The organism is Brevibacillus sp. NPDC058079 (assembly GCF_042885155.1).
In the GTDB taxonomy this organism is placed as follows: domain Bacteria; phylum Bacillota; class Bacilli; order Brevibacillales; family Brevibacillaceae; genus Brevibacillus.
In genome coordinates, this window is record NZ_JBHVSO010000002.1 from 473,981 (window position 1) to 497,259 (window position 23,279).

25 protein-coding genes and 1 riboswitch are annotated in these 23,279 nt (G+C 46.8%); of the genes, 8 read left to right on the forward strand and 17 right to left on the reverse strand.

The window, feature by feature from the left end; all coding sequences use genetic code 11:
- Positions 1 to 7 precede the first annotated feature (7 nt).
- The 3 genes from ACFVS2_RS08940 to ACFVS2_RS08950 all read right to left on the reverse strand — a co-directional run bounded on the left by ACFVS2_RS08940 (position 8) and on the right by ACFVS2_RS08950 (position 3,102).
- Positions 8 to 1,195, reverse strand: a complete 1,188-nt coding sequence (locus ACFVS2_RS08940) for a trans-sulfuration enzyme family protein (RefSeq protein ID WP_390233120.1) — start codon at positions 1,193 to 1,195, stop codon at positions 8 to 10.
- Positions 1,192 to 2,355, reverse strand: a complete 1,164-nt coding sequence (locus ACFVS2_RS08945; RefSeq protein ID WP_390233122.1) for an aminotransferase class I/II-fold pyridoxal phosphate-dependent enzyme — start codon at positions 2,353 to 2,355, stop codon at positions 1,192 to 1,194. Before ACFVS2_RS08945 ends, ACFVS2_RS08940 begins: the two co-directional genes overlap by 4 nt.
- 94 nt (positions 2,356 to 2,449) lie before the next feature.
- Positions 2,450 to 2,569, reverse strand: a riboswitch (SAM riboswitch).
- A 74-nt stretch (positions 2,570 to 2,643) separates the two neighbouring features.
- Complete coding sequence (locus tag ACFVS2_RS08950) at positions 2,644 to 3,102, reverse strand: pyridoxamine 5'-phosphate oxidase family protein (RefSeq protein ID WP_173617185.1); 459 nt, start codon at positions 3,100 to 3,102, stop codon at positions 2,644 to 2,646.
- A gap of 168 nt (positions 3,103 to 3,270) precedes the next feature.
- Here ACFVS2_RS08950 and ACFVS2_RS08955 point away from each other — a divergent pair, with 168 nt between their 5' ends.
- The gene (locus ACFVS2_RS08955; protein WP_015892138.1) at positions 3,271 to 3,582 is read left to right on the forward strand and encodes a DUF5665 domain-containing protein; all 312 of its coding nucleotides are present in this window, start codon (positions 3,271 to 3,273) and stop codon (positions 3,580 to 3,582) included.
- 9 nt (positions 3,583 to 3,591) lie between these two features.
- On the opposite strand, the gene ACFVS2_RS08960 is transcribed toward ACFVS2_RS08955, so the two are convergent.
- The 3 genes from ACFVS2_RS08960 to ACFVS2_RS08970 form a co-directional block, all read right to left on the reverse strand.
- Positions 3,592 to 4,977, reverse strand: coding sequence for a hypothetical protein (locus tag ACFVS2_RS08960; RefSeq protein ID WP_390233124.1), 1,386 nt, complete (start codon positions 4,975 to 4,977; stop codon positions 3,592 to 3,594).
- 189 nt (positions 4,978 to 5,166) lie between these two features.
- A complete protein-coding gene (locus ACFVS2_RS08965) occupies positions 5,167 to 5,442 on the reverse strand; it encodes a hypothetical protein (protein ID WP_390233126.1) in 276 nt (91 codons plus the stop codon).
- Positions 5,443 to 5,452: 10 nt separating this feature from the next.
- Complete coding sequence (locus tag ACFVS2_RS08970; RefSeq protein WP_173617182.1) at positions 5,453 to 5,779, reverse strand: YlaH-like family protein; 327 nt, start codon at positions 5,777 to 5,779, stop codon at positions 5,453 to 5,455.
- A 231-nt stretch (positions 5,780 to 6,010) separates the two neighbouring features.
- On the opposite strand from ACFVS2_RS08970, the gene ACFVS2_RS08975 reads away from it, so the two are divergent.
- Positions 6,011 to 6,484 carry a glutathione peroxidase gene (locus ACFVS2_RS08975; RefSeq protein WP_390233128.1) on the forward strand — a complete coding sequence of 158 codons (474 nt, stop codon included), beginning with the start codon at positions 6,011 to 6,013 and terminating at the stop codon, positions 6,482 to 6,484.
- 67 nt (positions 6,485 to 6,551) lie between these two features.
- Here the strand turns inward: ACFVS2_RS08975 and typA are convergent, their stop codons facing one another.
- On the reverse strand, positions 6,552 to 8,393 hold the full coding sequence (gene typA, locus ACFVS2_RS08980; RefSeq protein ID WP_017249600.1) for a translational GTPase TypA: 1,842 nt from the start codon (positions 8,391 to 8,393) through the stop codon (positions 6,552 to 6,554).
- A 139-nt stretch (positions 8,394 to 8,532) separates the two neighbouring features.
- Here typA and ACFVS2_RS08985 point away from each other — a divergent pair, with 139 nt between their 5' ends.
- A complete protein-coding gene (locus ACFVS2_RS08985; RefSeq protein ID WP_390233131.1) occupies positions 8,533 to 9,144 on the forward strand; it encodes a YhcN/YlaJ family sporulation lipoprotein in 612 nt (203 codons plus the stop codon).
- A 79-nt stretch (positions 9,145 to 9,223) separates the two neighbouring features.
- Here the strand turns inward: ACFVS2_RS08985 and speD are convergent, their stop codons facing one another.
- Positions 9,224 to 9,625, reverse strand: a complete 402-nt coding sequence (gene speD, locus ACFVS2_RS08990) for an adenosylmethionine decarboxylase (RefSeq protein ID WP_007723244.1) — start codon at positions 9,623 to 9,625, stop codon at positions 9,224 to 9,226.
- Positions 9,626 to 9,946: 321 nt separating this feature from the next.
- On the opposite strand from speD, the gene ACFVS2_RS08995 reads away from it, so the two are divergent.
- Positions 9,947 to 10,441 carry a GNAT family N-acetyltransferase gene (locus ACFVS2_RS08995; RefSeq protein ID WP_173617179.1) on the forward strand — a complete coding sequence of 165 codons (495 nt, stop codon included), beginning with the start codon at positions 9,947 to 9,949 and terminating at the stop codon, positions 10,439 to 10,441.
- A gap of 112 nt (positions 10,442 to 10,553) precedes the next feature.
- Here ACFVS2_RS08995 and ACFVS2_RS09000 read toward each other — a convergent pair whose 3' ends face one another.
- The 3 genes from ACFVS2_RS09000 to ACFVS2_RS09010 form a co-directional block, all read right to left on the reverse strand.
- On the reverse strand, positions 10,554 to 11,150 hold the full coding sequence (locus tag ACFVS2_RS09000; RefSeq protein ID WP_007723238.1) for a hypothetical protein: 597 nt from the start codon (positions 11,148 to 11,150) through the stop codon (positions 10,554 to 10,556).
- Positions 11,151 to 11,496: 346 nt separating this feature from the next.
- A complete protein-coding gene (locus ACFVS2_RS09005) occupies positions 11,497 to 12,003 on the reverse strand; it encodes a DUF4446 family protein (protein WP_173617178.1) in 507 nt (168 codons plus the stop codon).
- A 226-nt stretch (positions 12,004 to 12,229) separates the two neighbouring features.
- Positions 12,230 to 12,829: a hypothetical protein gene (locus tag ACFVS2_RS09010; RefSeq protein ID WP_173617177.1), complete on the reverse strand. Its 600-nt coding sequence runs from the start codon at positions 12,827 to 12,829 to the stop codon at positions 12,230 to 12,232.
- A gap of 229 nt (positions 12,830 to 13,058) precedes the next feature.
- Here ACFVS2_RS09010 and ACFVS2_RS09015 point away from each other — a divergent pair, with 229 nt between their 5' ends.
- Complete coding sequence (locus ACFVS2_RS09015) at positions 13,059 to 13,694, forward strand: YktB family protein (RefSeq protein ID WP_390233134.1); 636 nt, start codon at positions 13,059 to 13,061, stop codon at positions 13,692 to 13,694.
- Positions 13,695 to 13,778: 84 nt separating this feature from the next.
- On the opposite strand, the gene ACFVS2_RS09020 is transcribed toward ACFVS2_RS09015, so the two are convergent.
- Positions 13,779 to 14,738: an NAD(P)H-dependent flavin oxidoreductase gene (locus ACFVS2_RS09020; protein ID WP_390233136.1), complete on the reverse strand. Its 960-nt coding sequence runs from the start codon at positions 14,736 to 14,738 to the stop codon at positions 13,779 to 13,781.
- A 166-nt stretch (positions 14,739 to 14,904) separates the two neighbouring features.
- Between ACFVS2_RS09020 and ACFVS2_RS09025 the strand changes: the two genes are divergently transcribed.
- Both ACFVS2_RS09025 and ACFVS2_RS09030 read left to right on the forward strand, forming a co-directional pair.
- Entirely contained in the window at positions 14,905 to 16,377 is a 1,473-nt protein-coding gene (locus ACFVS2_RS09025; protein WP_390233138.1) for an aminotransferase class I/II-fold pyridoxal phosphate-dependent enzyme, read from the forward strand.
- Between the two features lie 119 nt (positions 16,378 to 16,496).
- Positions 16,497 to 18,434: a beta/alpha barrel domain-containing protein gene (locus tag ACFVS2_RS09030; protein WP_390233140.1), complete on the forward strand. Its 1,938-nt coding sequence runs from the start codon at positions 16,497 to 16,499 to the stop codon at positions 18,432 to 18,434.
- Positions 18,435 to 18,503: 69 nt separating this feature from the next.
- Here the strand turns inward: ACFVS2_RS09030 and ACFVS2_RS09035 are convergent, their stop codons facing one another.
- The 5 genes from ACFVS2_RS09035 to ACFVS2_RS09055 all read right to left on the reverse strand — a co-directional run bounded on the left by ACFVS2_RS09035 (position 18,504) and on the right by ACFVS2_RS09055 (position 22,586).
- Complete coding sequence (locus ACFVS2_RS09035; protein ID WP_173617172.1) at positions 18,504 to 20,402, reverse strand: hypothetical protein; 1,899 nt, start codon at positions 20,400 to 20,402, stop codon at positions 18,504 to 18,506.
- Positions 20,403 to 20,509: 107 nt separating this feature from the next.
- Positions 20,510 to 20,635 carry a GapA-binding peptide SR1P gene (locus ACFVS2_RS09040; RefSeq protein ID WP_390233142.1) on the reverse strand — a complete coding sequence of 42 codons (126 nt, stop codon included), beginning with the start codon at positions 20,633 to 20,635 and terminating at the stop codon, positions 20,510 to 20,512.
- A 118-nt stretch (positions 20,636 to 20,753) separates the two neighbouring features.
- Positions 20,754 to 21,551: an alpha/beta hydrolase gene (locus tag ACFVS2_RS09045; protein WP_390233144.1), complete on the reverse strand. Its 798-nt coding sequence runs from the start codon at positions 21,549 to 21,551 to the stop codon at positions 20,754 to 20,756.
- A 108-nt stretch (positions 21,552 to 21,659) separates the two neighbouring features.
- Positions 21,660 to 21,959, reverse strand: a complete 300-nt coding sequence (locus ACFVS2_RS09050) for a DUF3055 domain-containing protein (protein ID WP_015892160.1) — start codon at positions 21,957 to 21,959, stop codon at positions 21,660 to 21,662.
- 78 nt (positions 21,960 to 22,037) lie between these two features.
- Positions 22,038 to 22,586, reverse strand: coding sequence for a MarR family winged helix-turn-helix transcriptional regulator (locus ACFVS2_RS09055; RefSeq protein ID WP_007723208.1), 549 nt, complete (start codon positions 22,584 to 22,586; stop codon positions 22,038 to 22,040).
- 180 nt (positions 22,587 to 22,766) lie between these two features.
- Here ACFVS2_RS09055 and ACFVS2_RS09060 point away from each other — a divergent pair, with 180 nt between their 5' ends.
- On the forward strand, positions 22,767 to 23,195 hold the full coding sequence (locus ACFVS2_RS09060; RefSeq protein WP_173617170.1) for a DUF1885 family protein: 429 nt from the start codon (positions 22,767 to 22,769) through the stop codon (positions 23,193 to 23,195).
- Positions 23,196 to 23,279: the final 84 nt, after the last annotated feature.

Genomic DNA, 23,279 nt, shown 5'->3' on the forward strand with positions numbered 1-23,279 from the left:
CCCGAATTTAAGCCCGGGAGAATACCTCTTTTTCTTTATGGACTGGTGCTTCAGATGGCAAATGATCCAAAGCTTGCTTCAAATCTGCCACCAAGTCATCGAAATCCTCCAAACCAGCTGACAGCCTGATCAAACCATCTGTTATTCCCCTTGCAGCTCTTTCCTCAGCAGGCATCGCTGCATGTGACATCGTAGCTGGGTAGGAGAGAATCGTTTCCACTGCCCCGAGGCTGACAGCCACAATCGGCAATTTTACGCGATCAAACAACGCTTTTGCTCGCTCGCGGCTCCCTACATCAAAAGAAAGAACAGCCCCATGACCGGTCGCTTGTTGTGTTTGAATCAGGTGACCGGGATGATCCTCCAGTCCTGTATAGTAGACTCGGCTTACCTGTGGATGCGAAGACAACCAGTCAGCCAAGCTCGCGGCTGTTTTCGTACTGACATCCAGTCGGGCTTTCAATGTTTTGAGCCCACGCATTACGAGCCAGCAGTCCTGCACACCCAAAATCGCTCCCATGCCATTCTGGATAAAGTAGAGCTGTTCCCCTAACGCAGCCTCTCTGGTCACAGCCAGACCTGCCACGACGTCGCTATGCCCTCCGATAAACTTCGTTGCACTATGAATGACCACATCTGCGCCAAGCTCCAATGGCCGCTGGTAATACGGTGTAAGGAATGTATTATCGACAATGACGAGCAAGCCGTGCTCCTTCGCGATACGAGAAACCGCTGCAATATCTGTCACCTTTAAGGTGGGATTGGAGGGGGTCTCCAGGTAAACCCCTTTCGTTGCCGGTGTAATGGCCGCACGAACGGCTTCTGTATCTGTTGCATCCACGAACGTAACGGAGATGCCCATTCTCGACAATACCTTGGTCAAAAACCGAAACGTGCCACCGTATACATCTTCCGCCACTACTACATGGTCTCCAGCTGAAAACAACATGAACACGCTGGAAATGGCAGCCATGCCAGATGAGAACGCGAAACCGCGTGAGCCTCCCTCCAGAGACGCAATGGCTTCCTCCAAAGCCTGCCTGGTCGGATTGCCTGATCTGGCATAATCGAATGTACCTGGCTGATCGATATCAGCCTGATGAAACGTGGAAGCCTGATAAATTGGAACCGACGACGCACCTGTGAACGGGTCAATGCAAGTCGAACCGTGGAGGAGCTTGGTTGCAAAATTCATCGTACACTCCCTCCTACGACCAAACTAGCATTCAAGGCCTGAAACAAATCGGCTACGACATCATCTGGATGCTCGATGCCAACCGACAGTCGCAACAATCGATCACAAACACCGACATGCTCTCTGACTTCTTGCGGGATATCGGCGTGAGTTTGCGTCGCCGGATACGTACACAATGACTCGACACCACCCAGACTTTCTGCAAAGGACACGATTTGCAGATTTTGCAGGAACAATCCCACCTGCTCTGCATCACGTACGCGGAACGATACCATCCCACTATGCCCAGTCGCTTGATTCACCTGGATCTCATGTCCCGGATGCTCTGGCAGACCTGGATAAAATACCTCAGCCACTGCTGGATGCTCACGCAACTTTTCCGCTACAATCAAGGCATTGGATTGGTGGCGCTCCATCCGCAATGCCAATGTTTTCATCCCGCGAACGAGAAGCCAACAATCTTGCGGTCCGAGTACAGCACCGATTGAATTGTGCAAAAACCGGATTTTTTCCGACAACTCTTCTCCTTTTGTTACGATGAGTCCCGCCAGCACATCGTTATGTCCTGCCAAATACTTGGTTGCACTATGTAGGACGATATCTGCACCAAGCTCTAGTGGGCGTTGACAATACGGGGTTAAGAATGTGTTGTCTACAATCGTCAGGATCCCGTGCTGTTTCGCCAATTGTGTTACTGCTCGAATATCAGTAATCTGCATGAGCGGATTGGTTGGCGTCTCGACGAAGATGGCCTTTGTATCCGGGCGAATCGCATCATTGAGTGCACGAATGTCACGCAAATCCACGTACGAAAACGTCAGACCGTAACGAGAGAGCACTTGCTCGAACAATCGATAGGTTCCCCCGTACAGATCGAGTGAAACGATCAGATGATCCCCTTGGGAAAACAAACCCATGACAGTATGAACAGCAGCCATTCCTGAGGCGCAAGCAAATCCTGCATCCCCTGATTCCGCTTCAGCGATAGTCTCCTCCAAAATGGTTCGAGTAGGATTAGCTGTGCGTGTATAATCATATCCAGTGCTCTGGCCCAAGGCAGGATGGCGATAGGCTGTTGCATAGTAAACAGGAAAGCTCACCGCCCCTGTTTTTTCGTCTCTGCCTACTCCCGCCTGAATCAATTTCGTTTCCAATTTCATGTCTGTTTCTCTCCCTCCAATTGTGTACGAGGGCATCAAAAAAGCCCCCTTTCCTCTGAAAGAAGGCTTTGTTTACGTCACCGTAAGCAAATCCTTCTCATCTTTCAGAGTTTGATAACTCTGCAGGAATTAGCACCATTATCTCCCTGTTAAAATACAGGTGATTGGTTGCCGGGCATCATCGGGCCAGTCCCTCCGCCGCTCTGGATAAGAAGATTGCTATTCAATTTGATTGACCCTAATACTAAAGGATCGGCAGGATTCTTGTCAACAATTTATTTCCACCCGTTAATTTGCATCTTTCAAGGCGGTCATAACTTGATTGTCCAGCTTCGCTGCCGCATTTTTGTCATACGTCTTTTCATATTGTGGTTCTACGGAAATACGGGAACCGTAAAACATAATATCACGAACAGCCTCAATCTTGATTTCTGCCATGGCCAGCTTGAGCGGAACACCTTCCAGTCGGTCTGTTTTGACGACAGCACGACCATTAATGGCGAAAGACGAGCCGGCACCGATCAAATGCAGGACAACTTGCGGTTCCTTCGCAATATTAGCCAAAATACGTGAGCGATTATCCACGGCAAAACGAATCATATCGGCGCTGACAGCATACGTCCAGGACAAAGAGCTGAGCGATGGTGCCCCTGACTCATGGTCTACTGTGCCCAAGGTAACAAAACGCTCCTTTTGCAAGAGCTTGAATAAATCTTCGGAAAGAGATTGGGAAACAGTTTCAGCCATTTCAAAGCCTCCTAACAAACGTTTTGTACGTTCATTTTACCCTTCGCTTAGCTGATAGGCAAACGTTTCCTCTTCACCTTGATTCTGGTTGTCTTTTTCCCTAGACTGGTAGGTAACGATACCGAATGATGGAAGGGGTTGGACACCTTGTCGCCTACAGACCGCCTCATGCAGCAAATTGATCAAGTCCTTGAAGAGCTTCAGGAAGTTCGGAAGGTAAATGAGCGGATGCATAAAATTGCGATGTTCCTGGAAGATATTCGACTAGCAGATGTGATCCAAAATTACACAGCCCCGCGCAAGCTGCTCTGGATCAATTTCCTCGCAGGTCTTGCCCGGGGTCTGGGGTTGACGATTGGTACTGCTATCGTTTTGGCTTTCCTCGGCTCCCTCTTGACGCAATTTCTTTCCATCCCCATTCTGGGGGATTACATCAGACAATTGGTGGAGTACGTCGAGACGTACAAGCAGCGACCTTAACGCTAGAGCCTAGTCTCTGTCGTCACGATCATCATCGACCTGGTCATTATCGTCATCATGATGTTTGTCGTGCTTTTTCCAATAGCCATACGCGTTGCCGTTGGGATGCTTATCTTTCTGCTTCCCTTTTTCTTTTTTCTTTTTGTCATCATCATCGTCTTTATCCTCGTCTGTTGGCTTCACAGGCTCGACAATGACTTTTGTGCTTAATGCAACGTCAGCTTTCTTAACCAGCTTATCGTCTTCATACAATGCGAATTGAATCGATTTGGCGCTAAAGGAATGGTTCTTGTACGACAACGTCAAAGAAAACTCACCTTTGTCATTCGGTTTAATCTCTTTTTTCTTCCCGTCAGGAGCGATCACAAACAATTCCGTATCGTCCTTTTTATTCCAGCCGCTTACTGTCCCCTTCACCTGAATGGACTTGGCGGCAGGATTGTTTACAGCAGTCGCCTTGATGGCATATTCGGTCGCTTGATCCTTATCAGGAGCGTTAACGATTTCTACCTGAACGGATTCGGAATCAACCTTCTTGCCATCCTCGTAAACCTCGATCAAGGCTTTTTGATCTTTTGCTGCTTGTACATCCTTTAGTGAAACGGTAAAGCTCCCTACACCATCCCACAGCTTTTTCACGTTTGCGTCTTTTTTCACGCCATTATAGGTGACAGTTACTTTGTCTGCCCCCTGCTTGACAATTCCTTTTACTTTTAATTCCTTTTTCTTCGCATCCAATACAGACATGGTATGGATGATCATTTCCTTATCTTCTTCTGCTTTTGGAACGATCTTTACCTTTTCGCTATCAACCAACTTGCTGCCTGCATAGGCACTTACGGTTACATACGGTTCATAGGATGCATCAGGAGCTTCAAAGCTGACCGTAAAAGAGTGCTCGTTGGTCGGCACGACTTCAATGATGTCGGAATTCGGCTTTTTCACAACCACTTTGGTGACATCCGAAGTCACAATCCCCTTTATGTACACCTTGTTATTTTCAGTCTTGGCATTTACACTCACGATTTCTTCATCATTGTCTGTTAGGCGCACTTCCAGCCAAATATCGCTGTAGTACTCATTGTAGATACGCTCCCACTCCGCTTTGTTTTCTTCCATAAACGTTTGGAGCTTCGTGTTCAAGTTGATTTCTTCTACAATGATGTACAAGTGGTCCGCTTGATTTTTCAAGAGCATGTTCAATGTGGTTGGATCATTTTGAGCAAGTTCTTTCAGATTGTAGCGTGTGACTTGCTTGCCCTCGTCATTCATGACTACCTTTGTGGCACTTGGACTAGCAATCGAGCTTGCATCGGCAAAAATTGGCGTCAAGCAGCCAAGAATACCTGCAGCTGTCACCACCGCTAATACGGGCTTGGTCATGTACTTTTTCAATGGTAGTTCCCCCTTCTGTCTGCCAAAATCCCCCTGGTTGCTTGGGGCATGAATATTGACGGGAAATCATTTTCAAAAGTTGCATCATCCACGAAACCGCATCTTATTACCTATAAAATGCCCTTGATACAAAAAAACTCCCCCTAACTTCCGAATCATTTCGGTAAGTGGAGAAGAGTCTTTGTCCCGTTAGTTGCAGTTGTACTTCGGTTCACTTTCAATCGCGGCCAATAAAGCTTCGACTGATTCAGCAGGGTATCGCACTTCCATGGACTGTGAATCAGCGTTCCCAAATAGCACGTACCAGCTGCCTTCCTGACGATAGCCGATATCGCTCATTTGATGATCCTCTTGCAGCAATTGCAAGAAAAAAGCAGCTGTCTCCAAAGCAGAGCGATCTTCTGCTCGCGCATCGGCAACCACTTGAATTTGGAGCCAGTTAAAAAGTGCATCTTCACGCTTCACGCGGTTCTCCTCACTTTCGCCCAGTTTGCTCTGGCTTGATCCGTACCTTTACAATCACGAGAATCGCGATCGCCACCAGCATTGCACTTTTCACAGGTAGCTGCACATCCAAAATAGCGAAAATGAGAGCTCCAGCAAATAAAAGGATGTACAAGAGTAAGGTTTTCAAAATAGGCATACGGATACGGGTAGCAAAGCCGAGATAATAGACAATAATTAATTCCACAAACAAAATCCAAGCCCGATATTTATCAGCCCATATGCGAAAGCTGTCATATGCTGTGAGCTGATCTGGATTAGTTGGCACATAGGTTGATGCGATTTGTATCCAGTCCATCACTTATCTCTCCTGTCTTCAAGCGGTGAAACTCCTACCGCTTCACATGCCACCTCATAGGCGGAATGAAGCGAATAGTCACTCCTTTTTTCTTAGGAAAACGCTATCTTTCTTACTTTATCAGGTGGTGGATTCTGTGTCAAAAAACGGTAGGCCCTTCCAGGTTGCTGGCATGAATTTCACCGCACATGCTATGATGAGGATATGTCAGTAGAAAAAGGTGGGAATAAGATGAGCTTGTATGATATTGCCGTCAAAACGATTTCCGGTGAAGAGAAGACATTGGCCGCCTTCAAAGGGCATGTCCTGCTAATCGTGAACGTCGCTAGCCAATGCGGCCTTACCCCTCAATACAAAGGGCTACAGGAGCTGCATGAGCGCTATCAGGATAAGGGTCTCGTCGTTCTCGGCTTCCCTTGCAACCAGTTCGCTGGACAAGAGCCAGGAACAGAAGAAGAAATCGCAACGTTTTGCGATCGAAATTACGGCGTGACGTTCCCGCTGTTTGCAAAGATCGATGTCAATGGTCCTGATACTCACCCGTTGTATCAGTACTTGAAGGAACATGCCCCGAGCGAAGAAAATCCAGATATCGAATGGAACTTCGCCAAATTCCTCGTGGATAAAGACGGTCATGTCGTAAAACGCATCAGTGCTCGTACTCAACCTGAAGAGCTCATCTCTGATATTGAAAGTCTGTTATAAGTACAGCCCAAACAAAAACGCCACTTCATCCCAAACAGGATCAAGTGGCGTTCTTTTCTTTTCTATCTTACGCTTGCGGTTGTGCTTCATAGCGTCTTTGCTTCTCATAGCGCTCACGATCTGATTTGTTCAGATATTTTTTGCGCAGACGAACGGATTGAGGTGTTACTTCGCACAGCTCATCGTCGTTCAGATATTCCAATGCCTCTTCCAAAGACAACATGCGAGGAGCCTTCATTTTGACAGTCTCATCCTTGGTCGCAGAACGTACGTTGGTCGCATGCTTTTCTTTACATACGTTAACAACAAGATCGTTGTCACGGTTATGCTCGCCTACGATCATGCCCTCGTATACTTCTGTACCTGGGTGAATGAACATCGTTCCGCGATCCTCTACGGACATCAAGCCGTACGTGGTAGCTGTTCCTGTCTCGTGGGAAATAAGTACCCCTGCGTGACGTCCTCCTACCGCTCCTGGTACAAGTGGACGATAGCTGTCAAAGGAGTGGTTGAGAATACCGTAACCGCGTGTAATCGTCAAGAACTCTGTACGATATCCGATCAAACCACGGGATGGAATAATGAATTCCAGACGAACTTGTCCGAAGCCGTTGTTGATCATGTTAACCATCTCGGCTTTACGTTGACCCAATGTCTCCATAACCGGCCCGGTATATTCCTCAGGTACATCAATGATCAACAGCTCAGCCGGTTCCATTTTTTGTCCATCGATCATACGAATGATAACCTCAGGCTTGGACACACCCAGCTCAAAGCCTTCGCGACGCATGTTCTCTACCAAGATGGACAAGTGCAATTCACCACGTCCAGAAACCACATACGCATCTGGCGAATCTGTTTCATCTACACGCAGAGATACATCTGTCTCCAGCTCAGACATCAGACGATCACGCAGCTTGCGGGAAGTCACGTGCTTACCTTCGCGACCAGCAAACGGGCTGTTATTCACGAGGAACGTCATTTGCAGAGTAGGCTCGTCAATTTTCAAGAGTGGCAATGCCTCTGGATGATCAACGTGGCAAACGGTTTCCCCTACGTTGATATCGTCAATACCAGAAATCGCTACGATATCTCCTGCTCTTGCTGTTTTTTGCTCAACACGTTGCAAACCGGAGAAACCGAACAGCTTTTGAATCCGTGCTTTTTTCACTTCGCCTTCACGCGTAGTGACAGATACCATTTCATTCAGGTTCATGGTTCCGCGATAGATGCGGCCAATCCCGATACGACCCAAAAAGTCGTTGTAATCCAGCATGGTTACTTGCATTTGGAGCGGAGCAGATTCGTCTGCGTCAGGAGCAGGCATATGCTCTACGATGGTGTCAAACAGTGGGCGAAGGTCGCCTTCCAGCTTATCTGGCTCAAGTCCTGCAATCCCTTGCAGACCGGAAGCATATACGATTGGGAATTCCAGCTGGTCTTCCGTCGCATCCAGATCAATGAACAGGTCGTACACTTCGTTGATAACTTCTTGAGGACGTGCATTGTCGCGGTCTACTTTGTTCACGACAACGATAGGGGTAACTTTTGCTTCCAGCGCTTTTTTCAATACAAAGCGCGTTTGTGGCATACAGCCTTCGAAGGCGTCGACGATCAACAGAACGCCATCCACCATGCTCATGATACGCTCAACCTCGCCACCGAAGTCAGCATGGCCTGGTGTATCCAAGATGTTAATCGTGAAATCATTGTATTTGACCGAAGTGGTTTTCGCCAGGATCGTAATTCCACGCTCGCGCTCCAGGTCGTTAGAGTCCATCATTCTCTCTTCTACCTGTTGGTTCGAGCGGAATGTGCCCGATTGGATCAAAAGTTTGTCAACCAGCGTTGTTTTTCCGTGGTCAACGTGGGCAATAATTGCAATGTTGCGTATGTCAAGACGCTTCATGTGAACCTCCTCTATTATGCATACCTTCCATATTAACAGGTAGTGAAACGCGGCACAATGGGCAGTTTTTTACGGGAGCCACTTCCTGAGTAAGGGACTTTATTTTCGTCATACTAAGGAAAATGGAGGTGGCATACGTATGAAACGGTACGGCCCGAAATGTTTGGTTGGCTTGCTTACGATTGCAACCATGATCACCGGATGCGCAAGCTCGAGCAGCCATCCCAAAAATCAAGCTCACACACAAAGTACCACCTATCAGCAGGCCCCAGGTGCACGGACAAGCCTCGCTCATGATTATCATGCCTACACTGTCGGAATCAATGCCCGCAATTATCGAAACGGATATACGGTTAACGGTTTTAATCAGGATTTGGCTGAACAGCTCACCATGGTCGCAGATGACGTGCCCGGTGTGGAACGTGCTACTGTTCTCGTGAGCGGCACAGATGCCGTCATCGGAATTCGTGTTCGGAAAAATTTTGGCCCTGAGCAAACGCGCATAATCGAACAGCAAGTCCACTCAGCTGTTCGTTCGCGTGTTCCCAACTTCTCGATCCAAGTAGCCTCCGACGCAGCCACATTTGACCAGATTCGTGCCATCCATGCAGATATTTATGAAGAAGCGACGCATCGGACCAATCAAGTTGATGTGAGACCCGACATGAAAAGTCAGATCACCAATACATCCACAGAATTTCGTTCTCTGCTCCACGATATTGGCCGCAGAATTCCTACTGTCACTCCATGATGACCAATATGAATCGAAGCTCCATATAAAAGAGGTGCGGAATTAGCCCGCACCTCTTGAAAACTTTTCCATTTGTGACTTACTTTGCCGCTTCAACCAGCTTCATTTCTGGCTCAACAACTTGCAGTTCACCCAAACCACGAACTAATTTCTTCGCGTAAGTTTTTTCCGGCTTCAGCACGGATACCAAGTAGTCGATGGCGATTTGCGGATCAACGGTTTCCCCACACGTGTAGCAATCCAGAGCAGCAAAGCCGCGCTCAGGATACGTATGAATGGACAGGTGGCTTTCCGAGAGAAGAACCAGTACGGTAGCACCCTGAGGAGAAAACTGCTTCGCTTGCACACTCAGTACCGTAGCACCGCATGCCTCAGCAGCCTCAATCATTTCCTTTTTCAAAAATTCTGCGTCGTTCAACAAATCAAACTGAACTCCCCATGTGTCAACAGCAACGTGTCTTCCGAAAGTCGAATATTCCATCTTTCGGTTCCCCCTTCCTAACGAGTGTAATGTTAAACATCGCTAGGACCTGCGTCATTCACTAACGGGGGCGGTTTCCGTTGTTATCCACCCTTTAAAGTGAATCCTGGTTCCTAATCCTGTTTCCAACGAAAACAACAATACCATGCTTTGGCCTAGTTTGACAATACCCTTTTTCAATAATCTATTAAGAACACTATAAATAGGCTGACGGCTATCTCTACAGGTTGGAGAGTAACCACCTGCTACAAGTGGATTTCACATGTTGTGAGATATGCTACACTTTCAGAAATGAACCAGAATGGAGAGGATCGCAAACAAATGATTACTATCCGTAATGCCAAAGCAAAAGATTTGCCTGCATTGATCGCCATCGAGCACCTTTGCTTCTCACCAGATGAGGCTGCGACACAGGAAGCATTTGAGAAGCGTATTCGTTTGATTCCTGACAGCTTTTTTGTAGCGGAAGCAGATGGGGTCATTGCGGGTTTGGTCAATGGACCCGTCATCGAATCCACCTTCATTACCGATGATCTATTTCAAACAATTAAAGAAAATCCGGCATCTGGCGGACATCAAACCATTTTGGGATTAGCGGTTTCTCCCGCTTTCCAAAATCGCGGCATTGCCTCTATGCTCCTATTGCACCTAGAAGCATCAGCAAGAGAGTCCGCCCGTGAAACGATCACGCTAACGTGTAAGGAAAATTTGATCGGCTACTATGAAAGTCATGGATACCTCAACAACGGTGTTTCCAGCTCAGATCACGCTGGAGAAATTTGGTACAATATGAGCAAACCATTACAATTGCGCTAAGTGAAGGGCAAAAAGCAAAAGCGGGCACCTCTTGTTAGGAGGAAACCCGCTTTTTGTTAATCGCTGCCTGATCACATACATAAAAAAGGGCGCCCCAGGCACCCTTTTTCCACTACACTTCTAATTCAAATAGACGTCGCGATAACGTTACTAATCGAACATCAATTGCTGGAAGTTTTTCCGGGGCAGTTCTCTTTGCCCAATTACGCAAATCCAGCCATCTGTCCGTTTCTTGACGTAAGGACTCAATCTCCTGCTCACTGCCATCCTGCTGGAACAATGCCTCCAGCTCATTGGCCATGTGCAGAGAGTTATTTTCAAAGATGGACACTTCTTCGTCTCCGGTAAGCTCCTGAATGCTCACGACTGATCCTTGATCGTAGTGATACACCATTGTGAAGCCGTCATAAATCCGGTGGACAATTCCATAGCCTCGGAACGCTTTCATTGCTTTTCTCATTGCATTTGCCAGCTGCCGATCTCGGATCAGATATGAGCTGTCACATGAGTAGCGGCTGCCAACCCGGCAAAAACTCAATTGAATTTCGCCGTTCTTGTCATTCAAGATTACGTCACGATCGCCATTGTCACACACTTTGACTTGGACTGAAATGTGTTCATTGGTGAAAAGCGAAACGAACTGGTTCAGCTCTTCTTCATTCACCGTGAAATAGGCCTTGGCGTAATTAGTTGCTAAACGCTGTGCCATAAATATCTCCTCAATTCTTTTGGTTTGCATGGGCCGAGTACGACCGAACAGTTATCCAAAACAGAGGAGATACGCTAAGTATCAACAAAAGAACGCTGTAGAACCTGGCCTTGCCCCGGGAATCGAAAATCGATTTGGGTAATGAAGGCGGATCACCTACTTTTTGTTTTTCGCAAAAAAGCCATTTTTGACATCTTTATTATACCTCAGATGCCCTCAAAAGTCTTGAGCAAAATGACGATGAATTTTAGCAAAAAACCGGAATATCCGCAATCAGACGCAGGGAAACGAAAAGAACTCCCTGATTCATTCATATGCTTGCTGTTTCATTGAAATTCAGAGGGACTTATATCCCTGCGGTTGAGGTCATCGCTTTTTTAATCGCAGCCTGTTCTTCTTCAGACAAATGGTAGCTCGATGTCCCCTGCTCAAGCGGCTTGGCGTACACGCGAGATTCTTCTCGTCCAAAAATGCTGGTGATCACGACGCCATTCCCAGCGTCATCTGTTACCGCCAGCGAAAAGCTAAGATCACTGCCGACATCCCCGAAGGCATTGTAACGGATAATCGCTACCTTGCCGCATTGCGCTGCCATTCGTTGTGACAGACGATTGATGGCAAACTGCTGATCGCTATGCTGCTTTTTCATTTCCTCTACCTGATCCAGCAGTCTGTGCAAGCCCTCCTCGAGATTCGCTCCTCCCGTTCCTGTCATAATCCGGTTGATTGATTTCCTCAATCGACTAATCCGGACGGACTGCATAATCACGATCCATATCAGGATCAGTGTCAATGCGATGACGGCTAAAAGCAGGATCGCTACATTGGGGATTTGTGATAGGAATGCTTCCAAAACTTTTCTTCCTTTCCGGCGTGTGCGTAAATATGCTGTCAAAAACCTTCTTTATTGTACAACCGCCGGGCCTCCCATTCAAACAAGTCTTTTATAAAAACAACAATTACTAAATAAGCGACTTGCAACCAAAAAAAGCGACACCCTCATTTGTTTGAGATGTCGCTTTTTCATTCCGTATTGGTTTGTGTCAAACTCATCGTCCTTTGGCTATCCTCCAGTCTGCCTACGCTTCCAAAAGCAACATTTCCCGACGGAGCTGTTTTAATCGCTCTGTAGACTGCTTCATTTGACTTTGGTCTTTGGCCTGCATGGCGTCATACAACGTTGCCAGTTCATAATCCAACTCCAGACGCAGCACCGGGATTCGTTCTTCCGAGTCACGTCGTTTCATCGCGGCAATTACCTGATCCATCGTTACATTGCAAAATTTTTCATAGATCACTTTTTTCTCAGCTCCTTTTAATTCCACTATTCTGATAACTTCTCCGTACTGGATTTGCTTCAGCAAGACGCACTCTTCAAAAGTGACCTTGATCATGGCATGCCCTTTTGCCCGCTCTACGAAGTGGTACAGTACGAGTGCCACTCGAGAATCATTGACAGGAATGCCGGTAATGTGCAGCTTATAGGACCCGTTTAAACGCTGCATTTTCCAGTCGGATCGGCCATCTGTGGTGTTCACGAGGAGGTGAAACTGCTCGGGAGATTCTTTCCACGTGACGCTCACCCCTGCTCCCACCAGGGCCTGCACCATCGCGTGCAATGTTTTGCGGTCAAACCAAACTGCCAAATGAAAATACTCCAACTCCATGCCGAGATTCATCTTCTACAGGCCCCTCCGATGACAGAATACTCAGATATCAATTTAGCCGCAAGGGAGTGAGTGGTATATCATATTATTCAGGCTTTGGTTTTGCTATTCATAAAACTCGGCATGTATTTTTTTCCTGGATGGTATGATATCATATGAGGATTCCAAGCTCCCTTGACGGGGACGATCGCCCTTTTCTTTCCAGTGGGGTTCGATGATGCTTAAAAGAGGTGTTTGTTACATGCCAACGTTTCCAGGCTTTCATCAAGAAGATTTTGATGTTTTTGCCATTGATGGACTGGATGCTCGGATGGACGCGATCAAAACAAATATCCGTCCCAAATTCGAAGTACTCAGCCAACACTTTGCGCCTTTTCTCTCCGTTGCAACCGGGGATGAAATGTTTACGCACATAGCAAAACATGCACGCCGTACAGTGAACCCACCAGCTGATACGTGGGTTGCCTGGGCTAATGATAAACGCGGTTACAAAAAACATCCGCACTTTCAAATCGGCTTGTGGGGAACACATTTGTTCGTTTGGTACGCGGTAATCTACGAGTCTCCTTCCAAAGAGATCATCAGTCATGCGTTTAACAAGCGTTTAGATGAGGTCATCGCGATGGTTCCGGAGCATTTTCACTGGTCTCCAGATCATATGCAACCAGCAAGCACGTCTCAAAAAGAGCTGGGCACGGCTGGCGTGAAAAAGTTGGTGGACAGGCTGGCACAGGTAAAAAAAGCGGAGTTGCTCTGTGGAATTACCATTGACCGTCATGATCCAATCTTAGCAGACGGAGAAGCATTGGTGAGTCGTCTCGAAGAAACATTTGGCGTGTTGAGTAAGCTCTATACATTAGGAAATTCTCGTGGATAGACCGCCTCCCGCTTTCTTTAGTTAAGTTATATGCAAAAGAACAGGTCCGCTTTCATTTGAAAAACGCAGGCCTGTTCTTTTGTTTTAGGAAAAAGACCCAAGTCGATCCAACGACTTGTTCACATCGGTAAACATGCGGTCAAACAATTGTTGGACACTTGGTACATCATTAATCAATCCAATAACCTGACCAGCCCAACCAAAGCCATGCTGGCTGTCGCCCTCATAAATAAATGTGCAATTGTTCGCTCCACTGATGAAGCTCTTTAACTGCTCGTAGCCTGCCCCTTCTTTTTCCAATTGGAGAATATGATCTGAGCCTGGTGTACGAACGACCCTCGCAGGTGTTCCCAGCGTGCGCTTAATAACTGCGGTATCGTGCTCCGTTCCAGCAACCAACGCCTCTTTGTAGGCAGAATGCGCATGGACACATTCCTTCGTCGCAATAAATCGCGTCCCCATCTCCACACCCTCTGCACCAAGTGCAAGCGCTGCCAAAATTCCCCGACCATCACCGATGCCACCGCTAGCCAATACCGGAATTTTCACGGAATCCACCACACGCGGAATTAAAACAAACGTCCCGATATCATCTCGTCCGAGGTGACCCCCACCTTCTTGACCGACAGCCATCACAGCATCCGCGCCAATTGATTCTGCTTTTTGTGCTTGGCGCGCAGATGCAACCAAGACAAGCTTTTTGATGGGATGACCATCGAGTCTGCGCAGCAACGGTTCTGGATTGCCTCCAGTTACCGAAACAGCTGCTACTCCTTCTTCAATCGCCACATCCAGCATTTCTTCATACGGCCGACCGTGTTGACCAATGGCATAATTCACACCAAATGGTTTATCCGTCAATGCACGGACCTTGCGAATTTCCTCCCGCAGTGCATCTGCCGATGGCAAGGACATAGCCGTAATTTGGCCGAGTCCCCCGGCATTTGACACAGCCGCAGCCAAGTCTACGTAAGCCAAATAAGCCAAGCCACCTTGAACTACCGGATATGTAATTTGAAGTAGCTCCGTTACTCTCGTTTTCATCCATTTATCACCTCGTGTAAAGGACCTTCTCGGCTTACAAGGCAAACTCCTGCCACCACTCGCAAACATGAATAAAAATTCGCTTGCTTTCCCCCCCTATTTTGCTATACTCAATTTGTTTGTTTTTCCCCTTATTATTCTTGATTAGTAAAGTGAGGCGATCGTAGTGAGACAAATGAAAACTCCTTTGTTCAGCGGGTTGTTGGAGCACGCCAACCGGAACCCGATTCAATTTCACATTCCGGGCCATAAGAAGGGTATGGGTATGCATCCGGCATTTCGCGAGTTCATCGGGGACAACGCTCTTTCGATAGACCTCATCAACATTGCGCCATTGGATGACTTGCATCACCCGAAGGCAATGATTAAAGAAGCACAAGATTTGGCAGCCGAGGCATTCGGCGCTGACCATACATTTTTTTCCGTGCAAGGTACAAGCGGCGCCATCATGGCGATGATTATGGCGACATGCAGTCCTGGCGACAAAATTATCGTACCGCGCAACGTACACAAATCGATTATGTCGGCAGTTATTTTCGCTGGAGCAATCCCAATCTTTATTCACCCTGCTATGGACGAGCGTCTAGGCATTTCCCACGGGATCACAGTGAAGGCCGTGCAAAAAGCACTGGAAGCCCACCCTGATGCTGCTGCCTTGTTGGTGATTAACCCAACGTACTTCGGTATTGCAGGTGACCTGCGTGAAATCGTGCGGGCTGCGCATAACTATGAAATTCCTGTATTGGTAGACGAGGCTCATGGTGTCCATATTCATTTTCATGAGGAACTGCCGATTTCGGCCATGCAAGCAGGTGCCGACATGGCAGCAACTAGCGTACACAAGCTGGGTGGCTCTTTGACCCAAACATCGATCTTGAATGTCCGGGAAGGCCTCGTCGATGTCGATCGAGTGAAAACGGTCATGAGTATGCTCACGACGACTTCGACTTCTTACATCTTCCTCGCGTCGTTGGACATGGCGCGTCAACATTTGGCCCTCAACGGGAAAATGCTCGCGGACCAAGCGATGGAACTGGCAGCAAAAGCACGCGATATGATTAACGAAATCCCACGCATCTACTGCGTTGGCAAGGAGATTCTTGGAAAGCCTGCGACTTTTGCGATGGACCCAACCAAGCTCCTCATCCACGTACGCGATCTCGGAATCACTGGATGGGAAGTCGAGAACTGGCTGCGTGACAAGTACAACATTGAAGTAGAGATGAGCGATTTGTACAACATCCTCTGCTTCGTTACTGCGGGAGATACGGAAGAATCCATCCGTACGCTGGTAAATGGCTTACGTGATCTGTCCGTTGAATTTTCGCACGTACAAGCAGAAGAGAAGCCTACCATCTCACTGCCGAATATCCCTGTGCTGTCCACAACCCCTCGAGATGCATTCTATGCAGAAACAGAGACGATTCCGTTGGTGGAAGCAGCAGGTCGAGTCATCACTGAGTTCATCATGGTGTATCCTCCAGGCATCCCGATTTTCCTTCCTGGGGAGGTAATCACTGAGGAAAATATCGCGTACATTCAGGAAAACATTCGAGTCGGATTACCCGTACAAGGTCCTGAAGATGAGACACTAAAAACGATTAAAGTCGTAAAAAGACAAACCGCCATTTCTGGCTAAGCGATCCTATACGAGAAACGGCTGCCTCTTTCACGAGAGAGCAGCTTTTTTTATTTTTTATACAAACATTTTGAGTTAAGATGAGATTAGGAAAAATAAGGAAAGGTGGCGATGCTACCATGCCAGACTGGTCGTATCAAACGATGTTTCGGCCACTTCTCTTTCTCATGCCACCCGAACGGGCACGTTCTATTACCTTGCAGTCAATCGGCACTTTGGCAAAAATACCGGGTGGTTCGTTCATCATCGAATGGATGGGACATATGGAGCCTCCCTCACAGCTCTCCAAAACAATTGGTCCCGTCACGTTCCCTACTCCAGTCGGGTTGGGTGCCGGATTGGACCCGGAATGCATCGCCATTCAGGCGCTGTCCAAATTCGGTTTCGGGTTTCTAGAGCTGGGACCTGTGTCCAAAGAACCGATTGATTCCCACGGCACCGTTCAACGTGACATCGCCGCGATGAATATCCACTATTCCAGTCCATTGGTAAATAATGGTATATATACCCTTCAGAGACGCCTGGAGGGGGCTTCTGGCATCAAAATCCCTATCGGAGTCAGATTGGCCTGCCGACCAGAAGCCAGCCTGAGAGAAGCCACAGAAGAGCTTCAGGAGCTGATCGACAAATTAGAGCGTTTTTGTTCGTTTTTCACAATAGATACTCGGGCGATTATGGGACAGCCAGAATGGGGCCATACAGCGTGGAAGGAACATTTTTCCTGTTTGCGTAACCAAACGGATCTGCCACTCTTGCTGGCGATCCCTCCGAGCCTTACAGAAGCGGAAGCAATCCCGATTCTTACCTCGGCAAAAGAAGCAGGACTCAACGGCTTAGTTGTCGCTGGAGGCACGATTCAGGAAGATTCACCATGCGTGAACAACTCTGTTTACATCACAGGGAGGAGTTCACACGAGCAAGCCGTCAAATTTGTCTCCTGGGCACGGGAACAGTGGTCAGATGCCCTTATCATTGGATCAGGTGGCATTCTGGAGCCACAAGATGCTCTGACTTTTCTTGCAGCGGGTGCCAATTTTGTGCAGTTGCACAGCGGCTTGGTCTATTCTGGCCCCGGCTTGCCAAAACGAATTAACGAAGCCATCTTGCAAACACAATCAGACACTGACCCTCCTCAAGAAAAGCGACCTACTTTTTTATTTCCTTCTTGGATATGGGGAATTTTGTTGGGTGTGGGCATGATGATCGGTGGGGCACTTGCTTGGCTGGTCGCAGCAACAACCGTCGTCCTTCCCTACGACGAACGCTTTCTCGGGATGTCAGCCGACCAACTTGCGCTCTTAAATGCGCAAATCCTCTCTTTTATGTCACACGATCGGATTAGTCTGGCAGGAACGATGATATCTATAGGAATTTTGTATAGCCAACTTGCGTACCATGGCCTACGTAAAGATATTCACTGGACGCGGACTGTCTTGCTCGTCTCCGGTGCTGTTGGATTTTCCAGCATCTTTTTATTTATTGGATACGGGTACTTCGATTACTTGCACGCGATTTTAGCGCTCGTGTTGTTCCCCATGTTTTTGCTCGCTTTACGGACACCAGCAAAGGTTCATTTGACTCGCCTACCTCCTCAGCTTCACAACGATCGGGATTGGCGAATGGCTCTATGGGGACAATTGCTCTTTGTCATCATCGGATTTGGTTTGACAGGGGCTGGTATCATCATTTCGATCATCGGCGTCACAGGTGTCTTCGTTCCTTCCGATCTCGTCTTTCTCTGTGTGTCTACAGATACCTTGCAGTCTTACAATGAACGATTAATTCCGGTCATTGCTCATGACCGTGCCGGCTTTGGTGGGGCATTAGTTTCGAATGGCCTGGCCGTCTTGCTGATTAGCCTTTGGGGTATCAGGCGAGGAGAAGCGTGGATTTGGTGGACATTGTTTTTAGCAGGCATTCCAGGCTTTGTTTCTGGCATAGGCATACATTTTACTGTTGGCTATGTCGATTTTATTCATCTCTTGCCCGCTTATGTCGCAGTCATTTTCTTTCTCGTAGCACTCGTACTGTTGAAGCCGTATTTATGCCGGACATAAAAGAAAACAGACGAAAGAAATTCTTTCGTCTGTTTTTCTCATATGGAGCCTGACTCTGTTTATTCAGAATCAGTCCTCGTCTTTTTCATCATCGTCGTCTTCGTCATCATCACCCGGAGCGAAAGCCAACGTGTAAACGTAAGGATCTTTGTCGCGATCATCTACCCAGACAATGCGATTTCCACCCATGCGCGGACTTTCCACTTCCGCTTCATCATCCCACTCGATATCGCTAAATGACCCCTCTTCGAAATCATACAGCTCAAAGTAGAACTGTTTACCTTTCCCGGACAGACGATTATCTTCAAACAAAATCATATTTCGTGAAGCCTGTGGATTTTTCTGGTCGCCTTCCGTATAGCGTAACAGCGGATTTACTTTTTGACGGTCGATGTTGTAATAATACAAATCCCAACCTGTTTTGGAATTGCCAGTATCTTCGCTCCAAACCACGAAATCATCGCCAATCTCTGCTTTCTCTACTTTTACGTTTTTACGAATTTCTCTTTCTCTATCTTCCTCGATATCATAGAGAACGATCGTTGCATTCTTTTTGCCTTCTTCGACTACCCAGGTTGCATAGTCCTGATAAATATCAACGCTTAACGGTTCACTTTTCAACCTTGTTACCTCAGTATGTTTTCCAGTGGACAGATTTGTGATGATCACTTCTGCTCTACGATCGACATTGACCCACAATAGGCGCTCTCCGTCGATTTCATAGAACTTCTCACTCGGCTTTTGATCATCATCTTCGTTTGTAATCTGCGTTTGGACGCCTTTGCGAATATCGTAGGAGAAGAGTGCGTCTTCCCGCTGATCATACCAAACAACAAAACGAGAACTTACGACAGGTCGAGCTGCATCGTGATCTGGGTCACTGATGGCTTTGCTCGTTCCTTTTACCATATCGTAAAGAACGATGGAATTGTTATTCTTAGACTTTGATGCATAAGCGACATAACGATCGTGACCACTTGGATTAATAGGATCGCCACCTACACTCCCCAGAGGAACTTGCTTTTTCTCGTCCAGATCATACAGGTGAAGCTGGAGCCTTTTATTACTGTCCTTTTTGGCATACATAACATAGTCGCCATAAATTTTCGGCCCTACATTTCCATAAAGGTTGGAGTCAAGTTTCTTTTTGGACGATTTATCGACGGTACGATACATCAGATTATTATCTTCAGCATACACATAATCGTCTTTGTACATATGTACAAATTCTTTGTCACTCGAACCGTTCGTCAATTCTTTATTTCTGCCATTACTGATGGTATGCACGTAGATTTGATTATAGGAGCGATTCTCGTACAAAATTTTATTCGAGGAAAGAGTAGGACGCCCTTGATCGCCTTTTTGGACGACTGCTGCCTTTTCTTCTCTCTTCTTGATATCGTAATAGTAAACATCGCTGTTGCCATCACGATCATCTTCCCATGCGACATATGCATCGCTCACCACTGGGTTGCTTGCTTTTCCACTCGCAGATACGACCTCTGTATCTCCTGTAGAAATTTTGTACAGATACACATCCCCGTTATCTGTCCAGACAACGTTTTTATCTCCTATCTCCACTCCATCGACAGAAGCTGACCCGTCAGACAATCGGGTTTCTTTTTTCTTTGCGATGTCATACAAGTAGACGTCTGAACCTCCGTCACGGGAATCGATCCACACGACGTACTCACCATCGACTTTTGGATTCGTCTTTTCAGATTCCTTTTCGCCAATTTGAGTTTGCGTACCTTTATCAAGATTGTAAAGGGTTACGGTTTCTTCCCCTTCAACCATCCACACGGCATATTTTTTGGAAATGTCATATCCGGCTCCGGAAATTTCAGGCTTGCTTGCATCGATTTTTTCTTCATCACCAATACTGTAGGCAAGCGCCGGTGTCCCGCTCCACAGAGATGTGACCAAAAGTGCAGCGGCCAGCATTCCCTGCATCGGTTTTCGCTTCATGAAACAATTCCTCCTTTTACAACGATTTTCACACTTCTCCATTATCCTCCATCCGGAAAAGGTTGTCAAAAAAAACAGGCCTCAACATAGGCCTGTTGACTATTTTATTATTCTTTTTCCTGTCTTTCATCAGGTCGGCAGTCACAGTTGCACACCGCATAAAGCGTTTTCACTGAATTACATTCAAAATGCTCGATGATGGTTCCGCAAGTCTGACATACGATAGTACCCATCTATGTCCCCTCCGCATTCAATTGATTCACATATTACAACAAATGTTATGTTACATTCATCTTAATATGCCACTTCATTCGGAGTCAAGATGCATTTGTTGATAATTAGTATGTCACATTAATGCAGAATATTGTCATTCAACCAGTTCACGATTTTTTGCAAGACTTCTTCCTTTTCAGGCTCATTCAAAATTTCGTGCCGCAAGCCCGCGAAACGTTCAAACATTTGTCCATCTGGAAGGCCCGCTGTAAACTGCTCCACTGCATCCGCATCAACCAATGTATCAGCACCAGCCTGCAAAACAAGGACAGGATGCTTGATCCGATTTCTTTCCTCCCACGCCTTTTCCATAGAGCGGTTCAATTCCGTGAACCATCTGACACTTACCTTGGAATAATTGAGCGGATCGTTCTGATAAGCAGCCTGAACAGCTTCGTCACGCGATACCATGTCGGGAGTAATTCCATTAGGCATAACAAGTGTTGGCCAGACCTGATCGAGAAACTGTGCCAATTGCTCTTTCCACGCCGGTACAGTCAGTTTCAGTTTTATGCATGGAGATGTGAGAATTAAGCCAGCCAACTCTTTACTCCGCTCATCCGTCTGAATAAAGCGGGTCGCGATGAGCCCCCCCAGACTATGCCCCATTAAAAATACCGGCTTCTCTCCTGACGCATCAGCAAGAGCGATACTCGTCCACTCACGTACACGGGACAAATAGTCTTCGAATGATTGAATATGTCCCCGTCTCCCAGGAGAGCGCCCCCATCCGGGCAAGTCTTCTGCATATACGTCCCAGCCTGCCTGATTGAAATAAGCCGCTACATGCTCATAGCGCCCATGATGTTCTCCCGTTCCATGGACGAGAACAATCGCTCCCCGAGACTCTTTGGCCGACCATTTATGTACACCCATTCTCCCTGTTCCTCCTACTGCTTGATTTCTTTCGATTATACTAAAAAACGGAAGACCGTATTTTACAGAAAAACCAAAACGAGCAGAAGATAAACTTCTGCTCGTTAGCTAATACTGATTTTCTTCAAATGGAATGGATGGTAAATGTTCCTGGAAAAACTCAGCAAGTGCGACTGCCTCATTCTCTGAATCCAGCCTGAAAATTTTTTGCAGGTATCCTGGATTCACCGCATCTTCAGAACTGAGAAGAGTCGATTGCCCTGTCTGCATACAGATCACCAACGGCTTCCCATAAAACTTGTGTGTAAATACCATGCCAAAGTCGTAGCGTGTTCCCTCTGAAATAAATCCAAGGAAACGTACATTAGCATTCTCCGAAACGTCGTATAAGTGGTCGTAGTGCTCCATCAGCAATCCCTCCTCAACAGTATTTTGGCCTCCGAATTTCGTAAAATATTCGGATTATTCACTAGTATAAGCGAAAAATCACGTTTTTGCCACCCAAACAGCATCATTTACCAGACGCGTTGGGTTAATGACCCTGTCTTCCCCTTCTTGAATCCATCTCACTTTTTCTGCACCATGCAACGATTGCGCGACAAAGGAGAGACATTCAAAGAACAGTTCAACTACTGCTGTACTGTATCGTTCCTCCATTTTCTCCAATGCATACGTCAATCTAAAAATATCTGGTACACTTCTTCGACTGGCTTCCAATACTTCTTTTCCTTTTTCAGTCGGGTATACGTGAACCACACGCCCATCCAACTCCGACTTTTCGATAGTCACCATGCCTTTCTCCATTAATTTCTTGATATGAATGACAATCGATGAGGGATGCCAGAAGGTCCAATCTGCAATTTGCGTGACGCGTACACCTTCATAACAGTAGATGATCCAGAGAATGTTTAACTGTACGGAGGAATCCAATTCGGCTTCCTTCGCTGCCCGCTCCCAGTCTTCTTTGTTCACCACATCGATGGCGCGCATGGTGTTTAAAGCTTCGAATACGTGTCTAATTGAGGCCTCCTGCATGCGTATATTCCTCCATGATCCTTTATCGTTCATCTAACGGCATATAAATATGATATATATTTTACACTTTTCAGAAAAAACGCGCAATTGTTTTCGGTCGCCAACTGCCTCATTGCCAAGGAGTGGAAGACAATGCTACACTTAACGCACAGAATACCGGTACTAGGAGTGAGTGCAGTCGTGAAACTTCAATCGGCCTACATCTATTTCGTTGATGGTTCTACCGCAGCATCTGTAAGTATTGACGACGTGAAAGCCAAGTTTACGCGATACGTTGACATGACCTCAAAAACAGGAAAGCAGTTGGGCTGGACCTATGCTGACGCCGCTTTCCCTTACACCCTAGAAGAACGCCCTGAAGGAAAAGACTCGTGGTTCCTTCTCAAAGGAAAAGATCCAAACATGTATAAAGCTATCGTTGTTGGAGTCGGTAGCAAAAATGAAAACGGTTCCGAAAAGCACTACATACAAGTGTCCCTCCCTGAATCGGCCACACATGGCGATAAAAACAAGGCGAATGAGTACTGTAGATACTTGGCACGTGATTTTAAAGCAGAGCTCCATCTCTTCAACAAGCGCATTCAATACTTCCAACCTCGAAAGCCATAAAGAAAAACGTAAAAACAGTCGAGCAATATCGACTGTTTTTTCATGTTCAGACCTATTCCCCCTGACCTCTTTTTTTCATACGAA